Genomic DNA, 25,094 nt, shown 5'->3' on the forward strand with positions numbered 1-25,094 from the left:
TATCGGGAAACCAGAAAACAATGCCTCCTCCCACGTGTGCAAAAAACCGGTCGGCTGACACCGACCGGCAAACGTGGCGGCTATTCACTTTGCTTGGCTTTCTTGAACCCGCCTGTCTGTTTGCGAATATACAAATAGATAATGGACAGGATCACCGCCGCCACCGTCAACATCCCATAAGTCAACCGCTCTTCTTCTTCAGCCCGCAGGAACAAAATGGGCCCGACAACCACGGCCCCATAGGCGGTAAACTCAAAGGACGAAAGTAACATTTTCCACACTTTTTGCAAGTAATCGCGTAAATTGAGCTCTCTCGAGTGGAACATTTCTTTAAACAGAATCACTACCAAGCCAATCATCCAAATGACAATCGATACCAAAAAAACGCGAGCAAATCCAGAAATAAATGCGGAAAATCCCTCTTGCAACGCTTCCACTTTCCATACTCTCCTTAACAGATGTTTTTCAGATGATCATACCCATTCCATCATAAGACAAACCTTTTCCTGCTGGCAATTTACAATAATTATACAGTTGGCTGACACGCATATTCCATTAGGCGCGGTGATAGGTTAACCATTGTCAACACCACATCCGCTTCAGGAGGTGACTTTCCATGCACAACCCGCGCCAAGAGACGGAACACCATTTCTCCCCCCAACCGGCGGAATCCTCCTTTGCGGTGGACTCCAGTCTGGATGAGGGCATCCGCCATGTGCAAAACGCCATTCAACAAATGTATAGCCAAGCAGGAAATCATGATAATGAGTAAGAATTTAATTAAGTCCCATGGGTATCATGGGACTTAATTCGCTCTAATGAAATAGAAATACCATTGCGCAAATGTAAAAAATATCATATGATGATATACGAAATTTATCAAACATTGACGCAACATTCTATTTGCACTTGAAAATATGAAAAGACCCCGTTAAGGTTCTATAACTGCGCACGTTTTGATCAACCATGCTCTGGCAAACCAATTATCAGTTAAATGGGCGTTTTTGGAAAAGAAATGATTTGCTTCCTTTTAAGTTTCAAATGATGTTCTAGAACTTACATAAATAATTGAGAAGAACTTAATCCGCATTCATTTGATTAAATTTTTAGTCTATTTCACTTTGGGAATGGGGGACCCATCATGCTGAGAAGCACGCGAAGCACCTTGTACGAGAGACTGGGTGGGGAAGAATTGATCACTATTGTGATCAATGAATTTTATGATCGCATGCTTGAAGACGACCGTGTCAACCATCACTTCATCGGCGTGAACATGGATGTGCTAAAGCGCCACCAAGTCACCTATTTCATGAGTTACGCGTTGGGCGGACCCATACACTATGAAGGAAATACCTTGCGCAAAGCACACAGTGGTTTGAACATCACGTCGGAGGAATATGAAATCGCCATTAAACACCTCAACAGCGCATTGCGAAAAAACCAAATCGCGTTGGAAGACATTGCGCGGATTGAAGCCTTCTTGCGTAGCGTAAAGCCGCATATCATCAATAAGTGAGAGAACCCGTTTTCCCCGGCGGACATCTCACACCGCCTTGCACTCATACGGATCTGTATCGTCTGCGCACCCTGTTTTCGCTCATGCACCAAGGCACCCCTCCGCCCATTGCAGGTCAAAACCTGCCCACTCTTGGGGAGCCGCTTCTACCTTCTCGTTGATCCGGCTTCAAACTTTTTTACAATGGATTCGCAAAAATAAAACATTTGAAGTTTACAATCGCTTTAGACTTATGCTCCGCTTCTGGACATGCGTAAAAAAACCCCCGCGCCAACGGGGGTTCACTTTACTCGATCTCGATGATTTTAAATTGAATCGTCCCACCCGGAGTGGATACGTTGATCACTTCGCCCACTTTTTTGCCAATCAGTTCTGCACCGATCGGAGATTCATTGGAAATCTTAAATGAAGAGGGATCCGATTCCGCACTGCCCACGATAGTATATGTTTCTTTGTCCCCATCCGGAATTTCCTCAATCGTCACTTTGGAACCGACACTCACCACTCCCGTATTTTGATTGGAAGCGATGATTTTCGCATTGCGAATCATGTTCTCTAACGTAATGATCCGTGATTCGATAAAGGCTTGCTCTTCCTTCGCCGCATCGTATTCCGAATTCTCGCTGAGGTCTCCCTGCGCAATCGCTTCTTTCAAGCGTTCCGCTACTTCGTGGCGCTTCTGCGTTTTTAGGAGTTCTAGTTCTTGTTTTACTTTTTCTAGGCCTTCTTCAGTTAATAAAACTTCTTTTTTATTTTGAGACATCAAACGTTTCCTCCTTAATCACATAAGCTTGCAAATGTGATAGATCCCCGTCAAATGCATATGCCAAACCAGCCAGTATTATGCATACTTCTAGTCACTTTACGCAGATCAAAAGATTCATTGGTAACGATTTCACATCCATTTAGTGATGTCGCATCAGCAATACTCACTAAAAAGCCAAGCTGGACAATATATTAGCACATTTATATCAATACTCCAAGTGAATACTTAAAGTTTTTTGGTTAACAAACAACATTGGGTGGAGTTTCGCCTTGGAAATAGGCGATCAAATTGTTCACCGCCATATCAGCCATCGCTAAGCGGGTTTCTTCTGTGGCACTACCCAGATGGGGAGCCAGCACCACTTGTTCCAATTGCCGCAATTCCATGGGCACATAAGGCTCATCTTCATATACATCCAGCGCGGCTCCAGCGATGCGCCCAGCCTTTAATGCCTTGATCAGGGCGGTCTCATCCACAATCGGGCCGCGGGCCGTGTTGACCAAAAACGCCGTGGGCTTCATCCGTTCCAATTCGGCCGCACCGATCAGATGATGGGTCTCGGGCGTGTAAGGGCAATGGATGGAAACATAATCAGCCTCGCTCAAACACTGCTCCAAATCGACATATTGAACCCCTAGCTCCTTTTCTAGTTCTTCTGGCAAGCGGCGTCTCGAATGATAAATGACTGGCATTCGAAAACCTTTGGCCCTCTGTGCCACCGCTTGCCCGATGCGTCCCATGCCGATGATGCCTAGGCATTTGCCGGACACTTCCCTTCCCAACATGAACAAAGGCTCCCAACCGGTCCATTTCCCTTCGCGCACCAATCGGTCGCCTTCACTCACCCTCCGCGAAACATCCAAAAGCAACGCCCATGTCAAATCAGCCGTGGCTTCCGTCAACACCCCGGGCGTATTGGTCACAATGATCTGTTGTTCGCGGGCGTAAGCGATGTCGATATGATTGAATCCCACTCCGTAATTGCTGATCATTCGCAAACGGGGACAAGCGCGAAGCAGAGCCTCGTCGATAGTGTCAGTCACGTTACAGAGCAAGGCCTCGCTTGTTTGCAAATGATGGATCAGCTCCACAGCCGTCCAACCCGGTGGCAACAGCACCACTTCAGCATGCTTAGCCAACCGGGCCAACGGTTCTTTCCCTATGTCTTTGGTCACTACGACTCGCGGTCTCAATCCTTCGTTCCTCCTCGACCTCACCTGTTCAACAACCAAGAACTATTTTGGCAATTATTATAATATTCCACAAAATGACCTATATATCCTGCTAAAAAACCTATATAATCATCAAATGATAATCATTTTTCTTGTTGGTAATGATAAACCAACTATTCTGGGATGCATTCCCGGCGTTCACTGCTTGGTGAACCCGTAATGCTATAATAACAAATATGGCAGTGCTGGCAAGAGGTTAATCAACAATTCGCCACCATGATCAAAGGCAATCCCCAGGAGCATCTTCGCACAAGTGGGAAAAGCGGGCCAACGCATTGCCCGCTACCGGTGTTTGTCGCATACGCATGCTTTAAAGGACGGATAAAACATCGGCTCTCAGCCGCTTTACTGGCAAAACTTTCTCCTCACCGTCTTTCTCTGTCAAACTTATGTTCGATGCAAGGAGTGATACTATTGCAAGCAATACAAGTTGGACTAATCGGCTTTGGCTTCTCGGGGTCCACCTTTCACGCCCCCGTCATCACACAGGTGCCTGGCCTCAACCTGACTCATGTCGTTTCTTCTGATCCCAGCAAAGTGCATCGTCAGCTCCCCCAAGTAGAGGTACTGGCCGACCCCCGTGCGTTGTGGGAGCATCCCGACATCGAGTTGGTCGTGATCACCACGCCTAACGACACACACTTCCCTTACGCCAAAGAAGCCTTGCTGAGCGGGAAACACGTGGTAATAGAAAAGCCCTTCGTGGTTGATGTCGCTGAAGCTGATGAATTGATCAAACTTGCCGCCGAGCAAAACCGCATCCTAAGCGTATACCACAACCGCCGCTACGACAGTGATTTCCTCACGGTCAAGCAGGTGATTGAGCAAGGTTTGCTCGGTACGGTTCATACATATGAAGCGCATTTTGACCGGTATCGCCCGGAGGTGCGCATTCGTTGGCGCGAACAAGATGTACCAGGCGCCGGAGTGTTGTACGATCTCGGGCCTCATCTGATCGATCAGGCCATCCAATTGTTCGGTCCACCTCAAACAGTGTGGGCTGACCTCTTGAAGCAACGCCCGCAAGCCCTAGTAACTGACTGCTTCCATCTCATCCTCGGATACGAAAAAGGGTTGCGTGCCATTTTGCGTGCCGGCTGTCTGGTTAAAGCACCTGGGCCGCGATATCAGGTGCACGGCAGCCTTGGCACATTGACCAAATACGGGATGGACCCGCAAGAAGAAATGTTGAAACAAGGGATGAAACCCGGCGATCCAGGGTGGGGGCAGGAATCTCCGGAATTCCAAGCCACTCTCTCCACCACTGTGCAAGGGGTAGAATTGCAAGGTACCGTTCCTACTCTGACTGGAGGATATGAAAGGTATTATCAACAATTGGCCCAAGCGATCAGGGGACAAGCCGAAGTGCCCGTCTCAGCTCAAGATGCGCGACTAACGATGCAAGTCATTTCGGCAGCAATCACCAGCGCACACGAAGGAAGAGTAGTAAAAATATAAATCAATCCATTCAACATTTACTTCTATATCTCATTGAAATGCGGCTCGACCGAAAGGCGGAGCCGCATTATTTGTTAGCTTTTAAAAATCCCTTCATCATTCTTCAACAATCGGCAGGTAGAATGTGGTCACACTCACTGGTGCATGACAGACAGAAAGGAGAAAATCATGTTACAACCCAACGCACTTGCTCCCTTGATGCTTCGCATCGGCCTAGGGAGCATCCTTTTCGCCCACGGACTGCAAAAACTCTTGTTCATCAGCCGAACCATGGAATTTTTCGAGCTGATTGGCATTCCTTTCCCCACCTTATCCGCCTATGGCATCGCCACGATGGAAACTTTGTGCGGCATCGCGTTTTATTTGGGGATTCACATCCGGTTGGCCGGATTGTGTACCATTCTGCTGATGTGTGGCACCATCATCACGGTGAAAGGGGCCAAAGGCTTTATCGATGGGTATGAATTTGACGCCTTAATCATAGTGAACGCCATTTCTCTCATGTTCACTGGGCCTGGCGAATATAGTATCTCCCATATCTCTCATCATCCCTAGTGCTTTTGGCTTTTCGGCTATCCCATTCGCAAGCCGGAAACAACCACTGCCTTTTAAAATTCGCGCTCGTCTGATATTGCTTCCATTCCATCGTCATATGACGATTTTTTTTATTTCCTTTATAATAAATGATGAACTTCCAACAAACAGAGTGAGGGACACGATGGATACAATCACACACGGCCTGTTTGGCTATACGATGTATCAGTGCTTAAAAAAAGAGGACATGCCCGTCAAAGAAGGGAAAGCCCTGTTGTTTATGTCATTGGTCAGTAACCAAATCCCCGATATCGACGTGGTTGTCCGCGTAACCGAAACGGGCCGTATCATGGAACAGATGTGGCATCGCGGGCTAACTCATTCCTTGTTGTTCATTCCTATTTGGGCTTTGCTTCTTTACGTTTTGGTGCGGCTGATGTTCAAAGAAAAAGAATGGCGCTTCTTCCACCTGTCTTTGTTCGGAGTCGCCCTTCATGATTTTGTCGATTGTTTCAACGCCTGGGGCACCGGCTTATTTGAGCCATTTTCCTCCGCACGCATCACCTTGGGAACCCTTCCCATTGTCGACTTCGTCTTTTGGGGTATCTTCCTGGCCGGTTTTTTGCTCTCTTATATAAAAAAACACATCCCCAAACAGCGAATTTTCCAATGGGTGGCTTTGGGAATGCTCCTTCATTTCAGCATCCAAACAGCACAAGGGTTGATTGTGGAACAACGGGCCGAGCAACGTTATGACCGCGTCGAACTGGCAGCCAGCTTTGTTCCTTGGCATTTTCGGGTAATCGGCAAAAGCGGAAACCATGTGGAATTGACGGATGCCACCGTATGGTCGACCAGCCAACCAGTGGCTTCTCTCAAATCGCATGAAGAAGCCGATTTGTCCCCCTTGTTCAATCAAAATCCCAAAGCAAAAGTTCTCTACGAATGGTCGCCGTTTGTCGTCATCGTCAATGACAGCAAACGCTTGGGCATTTATGATCCGCGTTTTTACCGCGACGGGGAATCGTTCCTCAGTGAATACATCGAAAAACGGTGAAGCGAAAGGGCCATCCAACCCCTGTTTTCAAATCGCTGAACCATGACGCCAACACCGATGTCAGGCATTGTCGCGTTATACCCGTTTTAACACATTTCTCAAAAGGGGGACTCGGCTTATGACTCAGCTCGTTTCTCTTGAATGGCTATACAACCACCTGAACGATCCGCAATTGATTATCGTGGATTGCCGTTTCCAGCTTGGACAACCTACCGCCGGAAAGGAAGCTTATCTCCGTGATCATATCCCAGGCGCCTTTTATCTTGATCTTGACCAAGACTTGTCCGCTCCCCCATCCGTCCACGGCGGACGTCATCCCCTGCCTGATCCCCATATGTTCGCCGCCAAGGCGGGAGCCATCGGCATCGGTGACAACGTCACCGTCGTCGCTTATGACGATCAAGGGGGAGCCATGGCTGGACGTTTGTGGTGGTTGCTTCATTATTTCGGGCACCATCGGGCCAAAGTGTTGAACGGCTCTTACACCTTATGGAAAAAACAAGGCTTGCCGATTACCGCCGAACGGCCAACAGCACAGCCCCGCACCTTCCATCCACAGATCAACCACCGCTGGTTGGCCTCCATGGAAGAGGTGAAGGCTAAGCTTAACGATTCACACACGGTGATCATCGACTCTCGCGAAGGCGCACGTTACCGCGGCGAACAGGAACCGATCGATCCCGTGGCCGGACATATACCAGGCGCGAAACACTATTTCTTCAAAGAAACCCAGCTCGCTGACGGCCGTTTCAAATCGGGAGAAGCGCTTGCTGAACACTTCGCCGGCATTTCCAAAGAACAGGAAGTGATCGTCTATTGTGGTTCTGGGGTAACAGCGACCCCCAATGTTATCGCCCTCATGGAGGCCGGTTACCAACAGGTCAAGCTATACGCTGGCAGTTGGAGTGAATGGATTTCATACCAAGACAATCCGGTCGCCACTGGAGATGAATAAACAAAAAAGGGATTCGCCTTGTACGGGCGAATCCCTTTCCCATCTTATCAACCGTAAAATTTTTTCAACCAGTTGAGCGCATTCTTAGTAAAAGAATATCGCAAGGGCATGTCAAACTGCGTCGTCTGCTTAACAATCGCTTTTTCGTGGCTGAAGCAATCAAAGCTGTACTTTCCATGGTAATTACCCAACCCGCTCATGCCAACACCACCGAACGGCAGATGTGGATTGCCGATGTGTACAATGGTGTCATTGATGCAGCCACCACCAAATGGCAAGGAACGTATCACTTTTTCTTGGTTTTGCTCGTTCTCCGAAAAAAAGTATAACGCTAATGGCTTTTCCTTCTTGCGAATTGCCGCAATCGCTTCATCCAGATCGGTAAAAGTAAACACCGGCAAAATCGGCCCAAAAATCTCTTCTTGCATCACCGGTGCCTCCCAGCTTACTCCTGTCAACACCGTCGGCTCAATGACACGCCGTTGCGCATCGGTTTTGCCACCAATGACAACCTCCCCATCAGCCAAGAACGCCTCCAATCGTGAAAAATGGCGTTCATTCACAATATGCCCATAATTCTCGCTCGTCAGCGGATCTTTCCCGTAAAATCGCGCGATTTCTTGTTTTAACTGCGCCAACCACACATCTTTGCGTTCTTCATGAATCAACACATAATCTGGCGCGACGCACGTCTGGCCCGCATTCAACCATTTGCCCCATACAATTCTGCGGGCAGCCAGCTCAATATTGGCATCTTTATCGATGATGACCGGACTTTTGCCCCCCAGCTCCAACGTCACCGGAGTCAATGTTTGGGCCGCCTTTTCCATAATCGTTTTGCCTACCTGCGCACTTCCGGTGAAGAAGATATGATCAAACGGCAGATCTAACAGCGCTTTGCTCGTCTCCACATCTCCTTCAATCACCGCAATGTATTCCTCCTCGAAAATCCCCTTAATCATTTGCATGATCACTTGGGACGTATGCGGTGCCCATTCCGATGGCTTGAGTGTGACGCAGTTCCCTGCCGCAATCGCTCCAATCAGCGGCATCACCGCGAGATTGAATGGATAATTCCAAGGGGAAATAATCAGGGTGAGCCCATACGGCTCAGGATACACATAACTCTTCGATCCCATCAGCACTTGCGGTGTCGGAACTTTTCTCGGCTTGGCCCATGTTTTCAAACGCTTGCTAACATATTTGATCTCATCCAGCGTCGGTCCGATTTCCGACAAATATGCATCAAACTCTGAACGATGCAAATCCTTTTTTAATGCGGTGGTAATGTCAGGCTCATATCGTTTGATGGCTGATTGCAATTTGCGCAAGCTCTCCAAGCGAAAGGCGATTTCCTTGGTTTTCCCCGTCAGGTAAAACTCCTTCTGCTTCTCAAAAATCTCTTTATGTCGCATCCATTCACCACGCCCCCACTCAGATGTTATCAGCTTCAGTATAGAAAATGAGCCTCACTTTCTCAAGAAAAGCAATTCATTTAAATGTCGAATGCACCCCAAACCGTTCACGCCAGTGTTCCACCAAACGGAGACGGTATGATTCACTCAGTTGCTGAACGGCCCCTTGATGAATCAAACGCAAATAAGCGAGGCTAGGCCGGATTTCTTCCTCAGATTTGTTAACCACTGTGTATGTTTCCGCTTCGAACCAGCTTTCCCGATGTCGCACCTTCACGCGAATGCGCCGATAATGGCCAACATCCACACCTTCCCGTTTATCCAATTCCGGCAAGGCTTCTTGATCGAGGCGATAAAGCACACCTTCTACCTCTTCTCCTGGCGCCGGCACAATGTCTGCCACCCCACCCTGCCGATATTCGCTGTACATGGTAAACGCAAGCCGATGGTCGGGAAGCGTCGCCGAGCCAAGCACCTGATAGCGCCCTTCGCCCACCGTCCCTTTGAAGCTCTCTTCATCCATGCATGAACCGTATGCAAAATAATATAACACGCTCTCCTCTCCCTTCATCCGGAGACTTCTGTCTACCGGTCAACGCGAATGGCCGAACGCGCTCTAACCATCATATGTTTAACCGTCCATCTTCTTTACCCGTTCAGCTGGGAAAATACACAAAAAAAGGGGCGTTAACGCCCCGGAGGCTGCTGACAAACTGCCTTGAAAGGCAGGGTCAGCAGCCTTTTTTGTCGAATCAATAAAAAACACTCTATAAGGAGTTTTTTCTATGTTTAGAACAAACCCGAGTAAAGAACATCAACCAGAACTAGTTAACATAGAAGAATTAGTTCCACGAGATCACTTGTTACGGAAAATTAATGAAACGATCGACTTCTCCTTCATTGCTGAGAAATGTAAAGAATTATACTGCCAAGATAATGGGCGTCCATGTCTTGACCCAATTATGTTATTTAAAATGCTACTCATTGGATATTTGTTCGGCATTCGTTCCGAACGCCGACTCATTGAGGAGATTAAAGTTAACATCGCTTACCGTTGGTTTGTAGGGTTATCTCTAACCGACCCAGTCCCACATGCATCTACTTTCAGTCAAAACCGTCGAAGACGGTTCCAAAGCTCCACTATTTATCAGGAAATATTTGATGAAATTGTCATTCAGGCGATCCAACATGGATTTATTCAAGGAAAAGAGCTTTTTAGTGACTCCACTTTTCTTAAAGCCAATGCCAATAAAGGAAAGTTCAAAAAACAATTAGTTAAAGTTACTCCCAAAGGATATATGGATGATTTAGAACAAGCAATTGAGCAAGATCGAGAAGAGCACGGAAAGAAGCCTTTAAAAAAAAAGCCCATAAAGGTTGAAACGAAAGAAATTCGTGTAAGTACGACCGATCCAGATAGTGGTTATATGGTTCGAGATGGAAAACCCGAAGGCTTTTTCTATCTCGATCATCGTACTGTCGATGGTTTACATAACTTCATTACAGATGTATTTGTTACACCAGGAAATGTCCATGATTCAGTTCCTTATTTAGAAAGGTTAAATCGTCAGAAAAGCCGCTTCGGCTTTTCGGTGAAAGCTGTTGCTCTGGATTCTGGTTATTTAACTATGCCTATTTGTCGTGAATTGAGAGGACAAGGAATCTTTACGGTTATTGCACATCGGAGTTTTCGACCAGATAAAGACCTCTTTCCGAAATGGAGATTTAAGTATATTCCTGAGCAAGATGTATATCTTTGTCCAGCAAAGCATCAACTTACATATCGAACGACCAACCGTGAAGGATACAGACAGTACAAATCCAATCCCGAGATTTGTAAGCAATGTCCTTTTCTTAAGAATTGCACAAAGTCAAAGAACCACACAAAAATCCTAACACGTCATGTATGGGAAGATGCAAAAGAGTGGGTTAGACAAAATCGCTTGAGCCCACGTGGAAAAACTTTATATAAGCGTCGAAAAGAAACGATTGAACGTAGCTTCGCTGACGCGAAGGAACTTCATGGTCTTCGATACGCACGCTACAGGGGGCTTGCAAAAATTCAAGAGCAATGCCTCCTAACTGCTGTGGCTCAAAACATAAAAAAGTTGGCTATGCTGCTTTCGAGAGCAGGTAAGGGAGGTGGTTTTAAGTTTATATGGGTTGATATTCATCCATTAATTGTTTATATCCCTTTTATATACAAAAACCCTGCGATCAACAAAGTTGATTCGCAGGGTTTGTCAACATTCTCAGGGGCGTTAACGCCCCGTTCCCTGATGTGCCGGGTTCGCGGGCAATGGTTTCTTCACCCGTCCAACCAGCGGCACCTTGCGAATCGCCAACCATGTCAGCAATTGAGTAAAACCGATGGCCAGCACAAACCACCGCAACTCGGTGGGATCCTTGATTTGGGCAACCCACAAAATAAAGAGCAAAATCCCTGTGACACGTCCCACATTTAACATCAACTCCCGCGAAACCACATACTCCACCCGCAAAGCCGCCGATTGTTCGGTCTCACCGATCACATCAAACACAGTAGAAGTGAGAGGCGCCAGGTAAAACGGATAAAACAGCGCGCCACCCACACCCATCACCCACATCGTCCATTCACTCATGTGAAACGCAAATGGCAAAATGACCAAACCCATCATCAAGGCCCCAACCAAGATAAACATATTTCGTGATTTCGGTTTCATCATTCTGCCGACCACAAAATACGACAGCATAGACACAAGGGAGCCCACTGTATAGAAACTACCTACAGTGAATTCATCTTTAGTGGTGACATACACCAGCAAACTGATGAGAAAGGAGAACACCCCTTCACGCAACCCTTGCGCGGCCATAGCCAGACCGACATAACGCCAATGGGCATCACGCTTCCCCAATAGACGCAACACCCGGGCTAATTGGAATTCACCCCGAGCCAATCGGGACTTGAAAAGAAAGCTGACCACCACCGCCGCTAGGAAAATAGATAACGACAGTCCAAAAATGAAATGGTAACCGCGCACCTGTCCCATGTTGCGAATCAACAAACCGGAAATAAACGGGGCAACGATCCCCGTGATGGATGTAACCAGTCCATTTGCCCCATTAAAAATATCACGGTTGTCCCGCTCAGTGATTTCAAAATAAAGCACATTGTAGGCCAGCCAGAAAAACCCCGCTCCCAACCCCAGCAGCGCACCGAGCAAGTAGACATAAGCGGCCGCATTTTTGCCAAGCAACCAAACCACCAAATAAAACAAGGACAAGATAGCCACACCCAAGCGAATCGACACCACGCGGTCAACCTTTTTCACCATCCATCCGGCCACGACGAAAGTAAGCGCCGCCACCACGAAATGGATGAGATTAAACCAGCTGATCATGCTCCAATCTTTTTTGATCTTCCACAGAAAGACATTGACAAATGTTCCAGACAAAGCAGTAGCTACAGCAAACAAGCCGTTTTCCAGCAACAATAGCCATGCTGAACGATCCAGTTTACTCCATGTGTTTATTCGTCGCATAGGTTAGCTCACCAGTCTTAGCTTAACCAACTGCCCCTCGAATATGAAAAAGGGGTGGAATGCTCCACCCCTACTGCCAATCATCCTCATCTTGATCAAACTGCATACTTTTGAACTGAATGAAAATCATCGCCAAGACAAAGCCCGTAGTCAGGGCAACAATATGTCCAAACAGCAGATTCCAACCAAACGCTAAATTGATTACCACGAAAACGAGAACCATCCGGCCCATGACGGGATGAATCATCCCCCGCAACGCCAAAAACAGATATACGCCTAACAGGCCATATATCGCTTCATTGGCTCCGGTAATCACCCCGTCGACGCCAGTCAAATAAATACCCCAATATCCAGCGATTCCCGCACACAAATAAATGAATAAAAATGAGAGCTTACCAAACAACCATTCCAATTGGGGCGCAAACAAATACAAGGAAACTCCCATCATCAACAATTGAAGCAAATGGACGTGCAAAAAAAGAGAAGAGACCAATCTCCAATACTCCCCATCCTGAATGCGCCATTGCACAAATGCCCCAAATTGGACCCAAGCAGCCGGACCAACACCTTTGCCACTAAAGGCATACATGAGGAAGACGACAATTTGAACCAAGATGATACCTGTCACAACAGGAAATAGCTGTGGAAAACGCCGAACCGGAATCAATGTGTGTCTGAACAAGAAGCTTCCTCCTCCAATCTGACCAATCGGGCGATCTCTTGTCCCATCCGCACGCTCGTTCCTTTGGCCAGAGGAATGCTCCACTCGATTTGTCCCGGTTCAAACAGAAGAATCACAGTGGAACCGAACTCAAACCGCCCCACCTCCGCTCCTTTGGCCAAGCGTTCTGGAGTAGCATAATCCTTGTGCGCGAAAGGTCGGCTCGGTTTGGGATTGGTAGCGATCGCTTGATCGTAGGTCACTTTGATGCTACCGACATTGGTGGCCCCCACCTTAATGAGTGCCGTGAGCCCACTCTCTCCTTCAATATAAGTGATGACCCGCTCATTCACTGCAAATAGTCCCGGCACCAGCCGGACGCCCATCTCATTGACGGGATACAACTCACCCGGTATGTAGGTGGATGAAACAACTCTCCCGGCAATCGGCATATGAATGCGGTGGTAATCCCGCGGGCTTAAATAGATGGTGACAAATTGCCCGCCATCAAAGCGTTTCACCGCGGCTTCATTTCCACCCAGCAATTGGGACAATGAGTAAGAAATCCCCTTGGCTTGGATCAACCGACCCTCCGTGATCGTCCCACCCTCGGACACAGTGCCGTCCACCGGGCTCACCACTTGGGCTTTCCCACCGCAGATCGGGCGCGCTTCGGGATGAAGCTCGCGAACAAAAAAGTCAAGCAGATGCTCAAATTGATCTAGTGGTTTCTTTACAGGAGCCAGGTCAATGTCAAAATGACGTATGTACAAGGGTATCAGGTGACGACTGAATGGATGCCGCGCCACCTTTCCCATCAGGCGCGAGAGCCCTTTTTTGGGCAACCCCCGCCAAATCGCTTTGGTTATGCTTTGCTTCATATAATCCTCCTCACAGGAAAATTTCGGCAGTAATATCTTCACCTTAACCGGACACCATAATAAGCGACAAGGAGGTGAAAAAATGAACACCAAAAACTTTACTCCACAAGAATCGAGAACCAATGCACAACAAGTTCGCCAACAAAACCAGCAATCCGCTCAAGGTACTTCCAGCGGTTTTGCAAATGAGTTCGCCAGCGAAACCAATGCACAACAAGTCCGTCAACAAAACCAACAATCCGCTCAAGCTGGCCGCATGTCCGGTGCGACCGCAGGCGGCTTCAACACGGAGTTCGCTAGCGAAACCAACGTACAACAAGTCCGTCAACAAAACCAACAATCTGAGGCTAAAAAGCGTAACAACCAACAATAATCAAGCTTGTGGTACATGCTTCACCCATAAATCCCATCCGCCATTATGGCAGATGGGATTTATGGTTGTGTGTGACGCCGCCGGAAATGATGAGCCGCAAGGCATCATCCACCGACATATCCAATTCTTCCACTTGTTCCCGCTCATACCAATGTAAATCCCCTGAAAATTGATAGCTTTGCGGGAAATAAACCCCCACGTACTCTTTGCCGTCCGCCGTACGAAATACCGGCGCTTTCACCGTCAAAAAGCCAAGCTTGCGCGAACCGCCCAGGTGAACAAATACAACGGTGTCAAACGATTTCTTTTCACCGATAAACGAATGGATGGTATCTTTGAGCGTTCCGTACAAATCTCTGACCAGGGGGATTTTATCTAATATCGCCTCAATCATATCAAAGAGTTTTTTGGTTAGCCACAATTTGGTCAAAAAACCGATAACCAAAATTAAAGCGATGACAAAGAGCAACCCCATCCCTGGAAAGGACCAAGGTAGCACCTTTTCTGCCCAATTCATGCCTAAGTTGTTAAGAAGCTGGTAAATGTAACGAACGAGGTAAACAGTGAGGGCAATCGGCAAAAACACAAGCAATCCATTTAGGAAATAGATGCTGAGGCGTTTGATCAAACCATTTCGCCGCAAAAACAACCACCTCATTTCTTCATGAACTTCTCATAGTAAGAAGTAATCAAGTGGTCGGCGATGGGGCCTGCCGCCACCGCACCATAACCCCCTTCGGGCACAATCACGGCCACGGCGATTTGCGGATCATTCGCAGGGGCGAAAGCGACGAACACCGAATTTTCCACTCGTCCGCGACCTGGGATGTCCTGTTCTGATGTTCCCGTTTTGGCCGCTACATCAAACGGCAAATGGTTGAACAGTTCCGCCGCGGTCCCCCCCGGCTTGGTCACTTGTACCATGCCGCGAACTACCGTTTGGTAGTAGTTCTCTTTAATCGGGGTGCGTTGCATCACTTCCGGTTTGATTTCTTTCGTCTTCCCGGTGGTGGGATTCACCACTTTTTCAACCAATTGCGGACGTAAGCGCGTTCCTTTGTTTCCCAACGTTTGCATATACTGCGCTAACTGCAATGCCGTATACCGCTGCGCTTGCCCAAACGAAGCCAGCGCCATGGCCCCCATACCCGAATTTCGCTTAGCGATGATCTTGTAGTCTTCCAAACCATCTTGTTCGCGTGGCAAGGGAACACCGGTCTTGATACCCAGTCCAAAGGCATGGGCCAACTGCTCAAACTTTTCGACGGCTTCCAACTTGTCTCTGCGGTACCACTTGGTTCCCAACCAAGCCATAAACGTGTTAGACGATTTTTGAATCGCTTTGACAGGATCAAGCAGGCCGTAATTGTGACGACCTGAGTTACGTATTGGTGGGGTCGCTTTGGCGTAATAAAAAGCGCCTGGATCGCGCCAATAGGTGGTCGGTTTAATTACTCCTTCCATCATGCCCATCAGCACCGTCAACGGTTTAAAAGTGGAGCCTGACGGTAAGACGGAAAATGGGTGGCGCTTCACTTCCGATTGAGGAGAGGCAGATCCCCGGGCATCATATGGCGCCTCTCGGATCGTGCCGTTATTGATAACAAAGCTGAGGTTCCGATAATCTTCGCTTCCCACTTTTCCGTTCCAGATGTTGGGGTCGTAATCAGGATAGCTAACCATCGACCTGATTCTCCCCGTTTTTACTTCCATTGCCACCGCATAGGCGTTGCGGGCATATGGGGCACGTTTGTTCCCCGCTTGTGTGCGTAAGCGAGCCAAGTGTTGCTCTACAAATGCCTCCGCTTCTAACTGCATATCCTGGTCAAGGGTTGTTATCAGGTCATTGCCCGGTTTAGGGGAGACTTCTTTCAATACCTCAACCAATTTCCCTTGCGAGTTCACCCGCACTAAGCGGTAACCATTTTTTCCTCGTAATTCATCTTGATAACTGTATTCGATGCCGTCCATCCCCACTTGTTCCCAATCCAAGTAACCCGCTTGATTCGGTTGCGCTGCCAAGGCTTTGTACTTCTTCATCGAGGTTTTTGCCCCGGCGTATGGACGCACATAACCAATCGTTTGGACGGCGATGCTATCCTTCCGATACTGGCGCAACGGTTCGGAAAAAATGTTGACGCCCGGAAACCGATCCGGATTTTCCGAAATCTTCACGATCTCTTCATCGGACAAGCGGTCCTTCAGTTTTTTAGGATAGTAAGGCGGCTGTTTTCGCATGGTGGGTTTCCCCTTGGCATCCAAGCCGATATCCATCGCTTCCAGCACATCTTTCAGCGGCATCTTTAACACATTGGCCAATTCCTTAGCCGTTGCTAGTTTTTTCTTTTTATCGCTGTCCGGTTCGAGGTAAATCGCAGTGAACAGAGAACGGTTCTCAACCAATATGTTGCCGTTCCGATCATAGATCTTTCCCCGCGATGCAACCAGCGGCACTTGCTTAAAATTATTTTCCACCGCCAACTGGTTGTATTCAGCTCCAGCCCCCAGCTGAATCGAGCTAAGGCGTAGAATCAATACAACGAACAACAGGATGACAATGAGCCACAATCCGTGCAACCTTCCGGAGAGCAGCCCGGCTGAGCTAGTTTTGCGTCTGCCTTGAAACATGCCACCACTCAATCCTTTGCAACCTATAGTGCATTTCCAACTCGTTATTAGTGTATCACATCACAAGGAAAAAGAGGGAGGGGATTCCCACATCCAACCAGCGACAATTTTGTGCGGAGTGTACAGGCTTGTCCAAATAAGTGGGTTGGAGAGCAGGCAGAGCTCTTCCCGTCAGGAGAAAGCTCCGCCCTTTCATTTTTTAACGATTCCAAAACCTGCGATAAAACTCCACCGCTTGGTATGAATTCAACACGCTCACCCGTTCCAACCGCGATGTCTTCAGCGCCGACTGCAACAAAATGTACCGAATTTGCTCAGGATTCAGATAAGGGTTTAGTTGGAGCAAGAGGGCGATCGTGCCGGATACATGCGGCACGGCCATGGAAGTGCCACTCATTTCCCGCTTGGCCCCGTTTAACCACGCCGACGGAATTCTCTCCCCCGGTGCGGCGAGATCCACGCCTTTGCCCATATTGCTAAATTGAGATAAGACACCTTCACGCGAAACAGAAGCCACGGCAATCGTCTCTGGGTAACGAGCTGGAAAATCAATGCTTGACGGGAGGCCCCGGTTCCCTGTGGCCGCCACCATCACAATACCCCGGCGGTGGGCGATCTGAATCGCTTGCCGCAACGATTCGCTCAATTTTTCCATGCCGAAACTCATGTTAATCACTTGCATGCCGTTTTCAATGCACCAATTGATGGCGCTCAATAAATCGGACAAATTGGCGCTACCCTTGCGGTTAAATGCTTTTACCGCATATACTTCCGTTTTTGGCGCCGTCCCGATGATGCCCAAGCCCGCCCCGTTGCCGGCGATGATCCCCGCTACATGGGTGCCGTGCCCATTGTAATCCTGAGGGGCGAAATAAGGGGACAAAATGTTCACCCCGCCCCGATAATTGTCTTTTATCGCCGGATGATCCGCTGAAATCCCCGTGTCGATGACCGCTACTTTCACTCCTCGCCCCTGGCTGACGGGCCAAACTTTGGGCGCTTCAATCATCTGCACGCCCCACGGCAAATTTTGCTCCTTGACCGACAGCATGGTGCCTACATATGGTTCCGTGATTGTCAGCCGAATATCCGGCTCCGTGTAAGCTACATCAGGCACCGACTCTGTGGGGACGACGGGAGCTTGATATTCCCCGATAACCATGCCCAATTGGGACAGATAGCGGATCGGCCGCACACCCAAACGGCGCAGATTATTCAAACAACGCTCCAACTGGATGCCATCTCGCAAATAGTAGATCTTGCGTATCCGCTTCTTGCATGACGCTTGGTTGCATGGGAAAGGGAGCCTCCAATCAGAATCATTCATGATCTCACACTCCCATCTGCACTCAATGCCCAAACCTTGAATATGGTACATACAAAAAACAAAGCGGGTGATAACGAATGAGCAAAGCGAAACCACCCCAATCTGACGATTCACTGCGACTGTCCCTCAGCGACGACAATGCAATAGACCATTGGTCGACAATCCAAAAATGGACCAACCGGCTCTCAAAGACAACCAACCACCTTGATGATCTTGCCCATGCACTGCAATCCCTGCATCTTGCCGCCAAGGACAAAGAAACTTTAAAAGAAATCATCACTTCTTTGGCCAAACTAAACAAAATTCAGGCGCAAAAGAAAACGAAAGCGGACGACTCCAAAACCTCACAAGAACCAATCCAAACTGGCAACAGCTTGATGGACATGTTCAACTCACCAGCGATGCGCGACATCGTGCAGACGGTGTTAAAACAGAGAAAGCGTCATTGGTGATTATCGGTCTCGGCGGGGTTGCTTCTGTTTTCTTTTCAACATCAGCTCATTGACCTGTGCCGGTGGCGTCATGTTCAATTGGCCCAATATCTCACGCATGCCTTCTGGTGTCATCATTTGTTTCATCAATCCCATCATCGCTTCTTGCGATATGGGCATATGGACGACTTGGCTTATATATTCAATAAAGCCGGGTATTCCATGCTTCTGATAACGTTCCATCGCTTTGAACATGAACTGCTCCAATTGACTCTCATCCATGAACGGCTTTCCCACTAATTGATTCATCCAATCGGCAAAAGCTTTCAGCGCTTGCGTATGCTGCATCACGCACTCCCCCCTAACCAACCGCCAGCGTTTATCTTAGTAATATGAAATTCGCCTGCACATTCGCACGATAAACACCCATAGGCCACAAAAAAAGGCAGAAGCCTGTTAGCTTCTGCCTTTTCATTTACTTTCCACCGCCGCATGGGCCCTTGCCGAGATCAACTTTGCTGCATCCAGACATCTGGAAATCGATGTCGCGTGCCACTTCCGAGACTTGCCGCCAATACTCGCCCACATATGCTAAGGGTTGGTTCACCCGTTTTTCGTCGGCGATGAAATAAGTTGTTTCTTTCCCGGTCGCGTCATCCATAAACGTCACATACAGCACGTCGTAATAAAGTGGAGACCCGTCTTCCTCTTCGATAATATCAAAACCGGCCTCGTGGGTGATGAGTAATTCTTCGTAAGAGCAGGATTCCACTCCCTGCTCCCCCTCGGCCGCTACATAATCAAACTCGCAGCGGTCCGCCTCCTCATCAAACGAAGCTTGGCGTAGATGGCCGTACACATAGATCGATTCACTATCCAAGTCAATCGTACCAAACAAACTTTGGGGATATGCGGCCAGATAGTCGTTCACTTTGCGATTGATGTCCCGGGCAAACATCTCCCTGGCCGCTTCTTGAAAGTTGAACAACATCCCATGAGTAAATGATTTCATCAACATTAGCTCCTTTGATCAACCGTGCACATCGCATCTATTATATCGAAGAGAAAAAACGCTTTTCAAGAAGCCGTTCCTTTTCGTTTTCTTTCCAATTCCCGCAATTCCACTCGCCGAATCTTCCCACTGGCCGTTTTCGGTAGGGAAGTGACGAATTCCACCTCGCGCGGATACTTATACGGAGCAGTCAACGCTTTGACATGGTCTTGCAATTCGGGAATGAGTTCTGCTGTAGGTATGGCGCTCTCCTTTAACACGACAAATGCTTTGACAATGGTTCCCCTGATGGGATCCGGGCTGGCCACTACCGCACATTCTTTCACCGCCGGATGTTTGACGAGGGCGTCCTCCACTTCAAAGGGGCCGATCGTATAACCTGAGCTGATAATTATGTCATCAGCCCGCCCCTCAAACCAAAAGTAACCCTCTTCATCCACTCTGGCTCGGTCTCCGGTGAGATACCAATCCCCGCGAAACGCCGCTTGGGTCCGCTCCGGATCTTGATAATATCCTTTAAATAGGGCGGGAGAAGAGCGGTGGACAGCGATATGACCTACCTCCCCTTGCTTCACTTCTTGTCCCTCGTCATCAACCACCGCAATCCGATTGCCGGGAGTCGGTTTCCCCATCGAGCCCAGCTTCACCGGCATTCCAGTCAAGTTGGCAATCAGGAGGGTGTTCTCGGTCTGTCCATAGCCATCACGCACTTGCACTCCAAACGCGTTGAGAAAAGTATCGATCACTTCCCTGTTCAGCGGTTCTCCGGCGCTGACCGCGCTACGCAGAGTCGGGAGACGATACTCCAAGAGCTTCTCGCACTTGGCCATTAACCGGTATTCCGTCGGCGTACAGCACAAGACATTGATTTTTTGTTCTTCTAGCAAGCGAAGATAGGTTTCCGGATGAAACGAACCTTGGTAAACAAATGCTGTCGCACCTGCCCCCAGCGTGGAAACGAACGGGCTCCAAATCCATTTGGCCCAACCTGGTCCCGCCGTGGCCCACACTTTGTCCCCATTTTGAATGCCAAGCCACGCTTGTGTAGCCGTCTGTTGGTGGGCAACTGCCCAGCTGTGATGGTGAACCACTCCTTTGGGTCCCCCTGTGGTCCCGGAAGTGTATGAGATAAACGCGGGGTCATCCGCTGTTGTTTCCGGCAAGGCAATGCTGGCATCCCCTGTGCATTCATCCAGCGCCAACCATCCTTCCTGTGCTTGGCCGTGGACGATTCGGATGGCAGCGCTTCCAATTTCGCGCAAAGCCTCATCTACCCCTGCCGTCAAGGTTGCGTCAGCGATCACCGCTTTGGCTTCAGCATGTCGGATGCGGTAGGCGATGTCACCGGATCGCAACATTTCTGACCCCGGCAACAACACCAATCCCGCTTTTAAGCAAGCCAGATAGGCAATATACGCTTCCGGCACGCGCGGCAATAAAATCATCACCCGCTCCCCTTTGGCGAGCCCCAAAGCAACCAATCCTCGGGCCAAGGAATCAGATTTTTTCTTTAATTCCGCATATGTAATTTGTTTTTCTTCCCCTGCCTCATTTCGCCAATGAATCGCGACCTTTCCAGTTACAGCAGCATGTCGGTCGATATCCTGAGCAATATTATAACGTATTGTCATCCCATTCCCTCCCCAAAGATCAGATCAAAGAAAAGGTATCTATAGAAATATTCTTTCAAATGAGTGTTAAATCCTTTTTAATGCACAATAAGTAGCGACCCTCGCGGGTCGCTACTGGGAACCAGTTATTCAATTATTAGAAGCTCGTGCCACCACCCAGTTGTTGCTGAGCCAAAGAAACCAGACGTTTGGTGATTTCTCCCCCAACCGAACCGTTAGCGCGGGAAGTGGTGTCAGCACCCAGGGTTACACCAAATTCTTGTGCGATCTCAAATTTCATTTGATCAATCGCTTGGGCTGCACCAGCAACCAGCAGTTGGTTGGAGCTACGGTTGCGTCCTTGTTGTGCCATGTGTTTTCACCTCCTTATGTCTTGTTGGTCTTATATTGCGTCGTTTGCCCCGAATGCATGCTAGGAAATTATGGATAAACTGGGCTGCAAAGGCTTGTTTCTTAGGCAAAAGAAAAAGGGTTGCGGCCATCCGCAACCCTTTCATCCATATGATTTGCGTCGCCCTTTGCGGCGCGTGTTATTCTGTCACAATGTCATGAATCAATACTGGCGCTTGCGCTTCCTTGTCGATGCGGATGCTGGCATAAAGCTTCTCGATCACATCATCCACATTCTCCCGGTTAGCGTGGATGGTCACTAGGGACTCTCCGGCCTTAACTGGATCGCCGATTTTTTTGTTCATTACCAGGCCGACCGCCAAGTCGATTTCAGATTCTTTGGTTGCCCGGCCCGCACCAAGCCACATTGCGGCTGTACCGATCTCATCCGCAATCATCTCCGCGACTACGCCGTCTGTTTTGGCCGGCACTTCAATTTGATAAGCCGCTTGCGGCAATTTTTCCGGATGATCCACAACGGAAGGGTCACCCCCCTGATTGGCAAGAAACTCTTTAAATTTCTCCAAGGCCTTACCGTTTTGTATGACACCTCTGATCAACTCTTCCGCCTCTTCCAGCGATTCGGCTTTGCCGGCTAAAAATACCATTTGCCGCCCGAGCGCTAAGCAAAGCTCTTCCAAATCCTTAGGCCCTTTCCCACGCAATGTATCAATCGCTTCCTTCACTTCCAGCGCATTACCGATAGCTCGTCCCAGTGGCTGGCTCATGTCGGAGATTACAGCCATCGTCTTGCGGCCCACATTGTTACCGATCCGCACCATCGCTTGGGCCAATTTTTTGGCGTCTTCCACCGTCTTCATAAATGCCCCGGCCCCCGTCTTCACGTCAAGCACAATGGCATCGGCACCCGCCGCAATTTTTTTGCTCATGATCGAACTGGCGATAAGGGGGATGGAACTCACCGTGCCTGTCACATCGCGCAGGGCGTATAACTTCTTGTCTGCCGGAGTCAAATCGCCGGTTTGTCCGATCACCGCGATTTTGTGCTTGTTCACCAACTCCACGAATTGTTCCTTGCTAATCTCAACATGGAACCCTTCCACTGCTTCCAACTTATCGATCGTGCCACCGGTATGACCTAGTCCCCGACCAGACATCTTCGCCACTGGAATGTCCAGCGCGGCAACAAGCGGAGCCAAAACCAGCGTGGTTGTGTCGCCTACACCGCCGGTGGAATGTTTGTCCACCTTGATCCCTTCAATCGCCGACAGATCGATGGTTTCACCCGAACGTACCATAGCCATGGTCAAATCGGCCCGTTCCCGATCTGTCATGTCTCTGAAATAGATGGCCATAGCTAAGGCACTAACTTGATAATCGGGTATTTCGCCTCTGGTGTACCCTTGGACAAAGAAATTGATCTCTTCGGTGGTCAACTCTCCACCATCGCGTTTTTTCTCAATCAAATCGACCATTCTCATCTTTATTCTCTCCTCGCTTTAGACAGTTTAAACCGCTTTAAGCCAACCCGGCCACGCCACAAGTGATTTGTCACCAAATCACGGAAACCGGGGTATGTCTATACAAACAATACAAAGTTTGCTGGACACACCCCCGCAGGTGATAAGCCATCACTAAGTCAGACGTCTTACCTCAGTTCAAAAATCACAGGAACAACCCGGCCACCGTTGCAGACAAAACACTAACCATCGTCGCTCCGTACAGCAATTTCAGGCCGAAGCGGGCAACCACGTTTCCTTGTTTTTCATGTAGCCCTTTTACAGCGCCGGCAATAATACCAATCGACGAGAAATTGGCAAATGAAACCAAGAACACAGACACAATGCCGACTGTCCGCGCAGATAGCGCCGTCTGTTTACTAAGGTCAAGCATTGCTACAAATTCATTGGACACCAGCTTCGTCGCCATGATGCTCCCTGCAGTCACTGCTTCATGCCATGGCACGCCCATCACGAACGCAATCGGCGCGAACACATACCCCAATAGTTCTTGGAACGAAATCCCAACAATACCCATGAAGATCCCATTGACCATGGCAATGATCGCCACAAACCCGATCAGCATCGCCGCAACAGTGAAAGCCACCTTAAACCCGTCCATAATATATTCCCCGAGCATTTCAAAAAACGATTGTCTTTCTTCATCTTGTACTTCGAGGATATCCTCTTCCTTGGCAACCGCATATGGATTGAGGATGGAAGCGATGATGAAACCGCCGAACAGGTTGAGAATAAGTGCTGTCACAACATACTTTGGATCGATGATTTGCATGTAGGCGCCGACAATCGACATCGATACTGTGGACATAGCCGAGGCGCACATGGTATACAAGCGGTGCTTCGGCAACATCCCGAATTGTTTTTTGACGGAAATGAACACTTCAGACTGCCCCAAAATCGCGGAAGCAACTGCGTTATATGACTCCAGTTTGCCCATTCCGTTCACTTTGCTTAACACCAAGCCAATATACTTGATGACAAACGGCAAAATTTTAGTATACTGCAAAATCCCGATCAGTGCCGAAATGAATACGATTGGCAACAAGACGGACAAGAAGAACGGCATTTGCCCTTCATTAGCCATGCCACCGAATACGAAATTAACCCCTTCAGCCGCATAGGCCAACAACTTCTCAAATACCGACGCAAACCCTCTGATGAGGAATTCGCCGGCGCCAGTGTTCAACAAGGCAAAAGCGAATAACATCTGCAAAGCAATCATGATAAAGAGCGGCTTATAACGGATCTCTTTTCTATTGTTACTTACCGCATATGTCAAGATAAACACAACAAGCACGCCCAAAATGGCAATAATATATTTCATGACTAAATCCTCTCCTATGATTGGGCAACCGAGTCTGAAGCGCTTTCAACTCCTTCAGAGAAGGAACCGCTCAGCGGATTAATCCCTCTCCATGTCTCCGGCCTGAAAAGCGCCCGGAAGCAGCTGAGATATGGTCCATTCCTCGGTGTCGCCGTGAAGGTTGGTTAAATAGATTTTGGTGTTTTTATCGCAAAACTCGGCTAACACTTGCCGGCAAGCTCCGCACGGAGACACCGGGCCATCAGTATCAGCCACGATGGCGATTGCTTCAATGGTGCGCTCGCCATCTGAAATCGCTTTAAACAAGGCTGTGCGTTCCGCGCAATTAGTCAAACCAAAAGAAGCGTTTTCGATATTGCATCCCCGATAAATCTTGCCGCCAGCCAACACCGCGGCGCCCACCGGAAAATGTGAATATGGGGTGTAGGCCTGCTTGCGAGCCTCAATCGCCTCTTTGATCAGCTGCTGTTTCAACATGGTCGGTTCCTCCTTGGCACGAAG

At 48.6% G+C, this 25,094-nt stretch carries 26 protein-coding genes and 1 pseudogene; 9 read left to right on the forward strand and 18 right to left on the reverse strand.

The features are described from left to right. Nucleotides 1–80: 80 nt before the first annotated feature. A complete protein-coding gene (locus tag NYR52_RS12510) occupies nt 81–437 on the reverse strand; it encodes a hypothetical protein (protein WP_022736768.1) in 357 nt (118 codons plus the stop codon). A 179-nt stretch (nt 438–616) separates the two neighbouring features. Between NYR52_RS12510 and NYR52_RS12515 the strand changes: the two genes are divergently transcribed. Continuing rightward, entirely contained in the window at nt 617–772 is a 156-nt protein-coding gene (locus NYR52_RS12515; protein ID WP_022736769.1) for a hypothetical protein, read from the forward strand. Between the two features lie 369 nt (nt 773–1,141). Beyond that, a complete protein-coding gene (locus tag NYR52_RS12520) occupies nt 1,142–1,516 on the forward strand; it encodes a group I truncated hemoglobin (RefSeq protein ID WP_132222691.1) in 375 nt (124 codons plus the stop codon). Between the two features lie 286 nt (nt 1,517–1,802). On the opposite strand, the gene greA is transcribed toward NYR52_RS12520, so the two are convergent. Both greA and NYR52_RS12530 read right to left on the reverse strand, forming a co-directional pair. Beyond that, on the reverse strand, nt 1,803–2,279 hold the full coding sequence (gene greA / locus NYR52_RS12525; protein WP_022736771.1) for a transcription elongation factor GreA: 477 nt from the start codon (nt 2,277–2,279) through the stop codon (nt 1,803–1,805). Between the two features lie 242 nt (nt 2,280–2,521). Next, nucleotides 2,522–3,475, reverse strand: coding sequence for a 2-hydroxyacid dehydrogenase (locus tag NYR52_RS12530; protein ID WP_259435755.1), 954 nt, complete (start codon nt 3,473–3,475; stop codon nt 2,522–2,524). Between the two features lie 453 nt (nt 3,476–3,928). Between NYR52_RS12530 and NYR52_RS12535 the strand changes: the two genes are divergently transcribed. The 4 genes from NYR52_RS12535 to NYR52_RS12550 all read left to right on the forward strand — a co-directional run bounded on the left by NYR52_RS12535 (nt 3,929) and on the right by NYR52_RS12550 (nt 7,518). Beyond that, nucleotides 3,929–4,972, forward strand: coding sequence for an oxidoreductase (locus NYR52_RS12535; RefSeq protein WP_211341932.1), 1,044 nt, complete (start codon nt 3,929–3,931; stop codon nt 4,970–4,972). A 168-nt stretch (nt 4,973–5,140) separates the two neighbouring features. After that, complete coding sequence (locus tag NYR52_RS12540) at nt 5,141–5,527, forward strand: DoxX family protein (RefSeq protein ID WP_158283367.1); 387 nt, start codon at nt 5,141–5,143, stop codon at nt 5,525–5,527. Between the two features lie 163 nt (nt 5,528–5,690). Then, nucleotides 5,691–6,563: a metal-dependent hydrolase gene (locus NYR52_RS12545; protein WP_259435756.1), complete on the forward strand. Its 873-nt coding sequence runs from the start codon at nt 5,691–5,693 to the stop codon at nt 6,561–6,563. A gap of 118 nt (nt 6,564–6,681) precedes the next feature. After that, nucleotides 6,682–7,518: a sulfurtransferase gene (locus NYR52_RS12550; RefSeq protein ID WP_259435757.1), complete on the forward strand. Its 837-nt coding sequence runs from the start codon at nt 6,682–6,684 to the stop codon at nt 7,516–7,518. Nucleotides 7,519–7,565: 47 nt separating this feature from the next. Here NYR52_RS12550 and NYR52_RS12555 read toward each other — a convergent pair whose 3' ends face one another. After that, nucleotides 7,566–8,933 carry an aldehyde dehydrogenase gene (locus NYR52_RS12555; RefSeq protein WP_259435758.1) on the reverse strand — a complete coding sequence of 456 codons (1,368 nt, stop codon included), beginning with the start codon at nt 8,931–8,933 and terminating at the stop codon, nt 7,566–7,568. A gap of 76 nt (nt 8,934–9,009) precedes the next feature. Then, nucleotides 9,010–9,486 (reverse strand): gamma-glutamylcyclotransferase family protein, encoded by a 477-nt coding sequence (locus tag NYR52_RS12560; RefSeq protein WP_259435759.1) that lies wholly within the window; start codon nt 9,484–9,486, stop codon nt 9,010–9,012. 232 nt (nt 9,487–9,718) lie between these two features. On the opposite strand from NYR52_RS12560, the pseudogene NYR52_RS12565 reads away from it, so the two are divergent. Continuing rightward, a pseudogene (locus NYR52_RS12565) lies at nt 9,719–11,068 on the forward strand (IS1182 family transposase); the annotation flags it as partial. A 126-nt stretch (nt 11,069–11,194) separates the two neighbouring features. Here NYR52_RS12565 and NYR52_RS12570 read toward each other — a convergent pair. From NYR52_RS12570 to asd, 3 genes are all read right to left on the reverse strand, one after another. Next, a complete protein-coding gene (locus NYR52_RS12570) occupies nt 11,195–12,454 on the reverse strand; it encodes an MFS transporter (RefSeq protein WP_259435760.1) in 1,260 nt (419 codons plus the stop codon). A gap of 70 nt (nt 12,455–12,524) precedes the next feature. Then, entirely contained in the window at nt 12,525–13,136 is a 612-nt protein-coding gene (locus NYR52_RS12575) for a rhomboid family intramembrane serine protease (protein WP_259435761.1), read from the reverse strand. Next, complete coding sequence (asd, locus tag NYR52_RS12580) at nt 13,118–13,996, reverse strand: archaetidylserine decarboxylase (RefSeq protein ID WP_132222711.1); 879 nt, start codon at nt 13,994–13,996, stop codon at nt 13,118–13,120. Before asd ends, NYR52_RS12575 begins: the two co-directional genes overlap by 19 nt. A gap of 82 nt (nt 13,997–14,078) precedes the next feature. On the opposite strand from asd, the gene NYR52_RS12585 reads away from it, so the two are divergent. Next, on the forward strand, nt 14,079–14,369 hold the full coding sequence (locus NYR52_RS12585; protein ID WP_132222713.1) for a gamma-type small acid-soluble spore protein: 291 nt from the start codon (nt 14,079–14,081) through the stop codon (nt 14,367–14,369). Nucleotides 14,370–14,412: 43 nt separating this feature from the next. Here NYR52_RS12585 and NYR52_RS12590 read toward each other — a convergent pair whose 3' ends face one another. From NYR52_RS12590 to NYR52_RS12600, 3 genes are all read right to left on the reverse strand, one after another. Further along, entirely contained in the window at nt 14,413–15,012 is a 600-nt protein-coding gene (locus tag NYR52_RS12590) for a DUF502 domain-containing protein (RefSeq protein ID WP_022736783.1), read from the reverse strand. 11 nt (nt 15,013–15,023) lie between these two features. Further along, nucleotides 15,024–16,997, reverse strand: coding sequence for a peptidoglycan D,D-transpeptidase FtsI family protein (locus NYR52_RS12595; protein ID WP_132222715.1), 1,974 nt, complete (start codon nt 16,995–16,997; stop codon nt 15,024–15,026). A gap of 199 nt (nt 16,998–17,196) precedes the next feature. After that, on the reverse strand, nt 17,197–18,324 hold the full coding sequence (locus NYR52_RS12600; protein WP_158283369.1) for a S8 family peptidase: 1,128 nt from the start codon (nt 18,322–18,324) through the stop codon (nt 17,197–17,199). A 77-nt stretch (nt 18,325–18,401) separates the two neighbouring features. Between NYR52_RS12600 and NYR52_RS12605 the strand changes: the two genes are divergently transcribed. After that, on the forward strand, nt 18,402–18,776 hold the full coding sequence (locus NYR52_RS12605; RefSeq protein ID WP_259435762.1) for a hypothetical protein: 375 nt from the start codon (nt 18,402–18,404) through the stop codon (nt 18,774–18,776). Here NYR52_RS12605 and NYR52_RS12610 read toward each other — a convergent pair whose 3' ends face one another. From NYR52_RS12610 to NYR52_RS12640, 7 genes are all read right to left on the reverse strand, one after another. Continuing rightward, a complete protein-coding gene (locus NYR52_RS12610) occupies nt 18,777–19,106 on the reverse strand; it encodes a hypothetical protein (RefSeq protein ID WP_132222721.1) in 330 nt (109 codons plus the stop codon). It lies immediately after the preceding gene. Nucleotides 19,107–19,230: 124 nt separating this feature from the next. Then, a complete protein-coding gene (locus NYR52_RS12615) occupies nt 19,231–19,767 on the reverse strand; it encodes a hypothetical protein (RefSeq protein WP_022736788.1) in 537 nt (178 codons plus the stop codon). Nucleotides 19,768–19,832: 65 nt separating this feature from the next. After that, nucleotides 19,833–21,398 (reverse strand): acetate--CoA ligase, encoded by a 1,566-nt coding sequence (locus tag NYR52_RS12620; protein ID WP_259435763.1) that lies wholly within the window; start codon nt 21,396–21,398, stop codon nt 19,833–19,835. Between the two features lie 136 nt (nt 21,399–21,534). Next, nucleotides 21,535–21,750 (reverse strand): alpha/beta-type small acid-soluble spore protein, encoded by a 216-nt coding sequence (locus tag NYR52_RS12625; RefSeq protein ID WP_022736790.1) that lies wholly within the window; start codon nt 21,748–21,750, stop codon nt 21,535–21,537. A gap of 178 nt (nt 21,751–21,928) precedes the next feature. Beyond that, a complete protein-coding gene (locus NYR52_RS12630; protein WP_259435764.1) occupies nt 21,929–23,230 on the reverse strand; it encodes a pyrimidine-nucleoside phosphorylase in 1,302 nt (433 codons plus the stop codon). 184 nt (nt 23,231–23,414) lie between these two features. After that, nucleotides 23,415–24,593 carry a NupC/NupG family nucleoside CNT transporter gene (locus NYR52_RS12635; protein WP_259435765.1) on the reverse strand — a complete coding sequence of 393 codons (1,179 nt, stop codon included), beginning with the start codon at nt 24,591–24,593 and terminating at the stop codon, nt 23,415–23,417. Between the two features lie 78 nt (nt 24,594–24,671). Beyond that, nucleotides 24,672–25,067, reverse strand: coding sequence for a cytidine deaminase (locus NYR52_RS12640; protein WP_189319056.1), 396 nt, complete (start codon nt 25,065–25,067; stop codon nt 24,672–24,674). Nucleotides 25,068–25,094 lie beyond the last annotated feature (27 nt).

It is taken from the genome of Laceyella sacchari, assembly GCF_024927925.1.
In the GTDB taxonomy this organism is placed as follows: Bacteria; Bacillota; Bacilli; order Thermoactinomycetales; family Thermoactinomycetaceae; genus Laceyella; species Laceyella sacchari.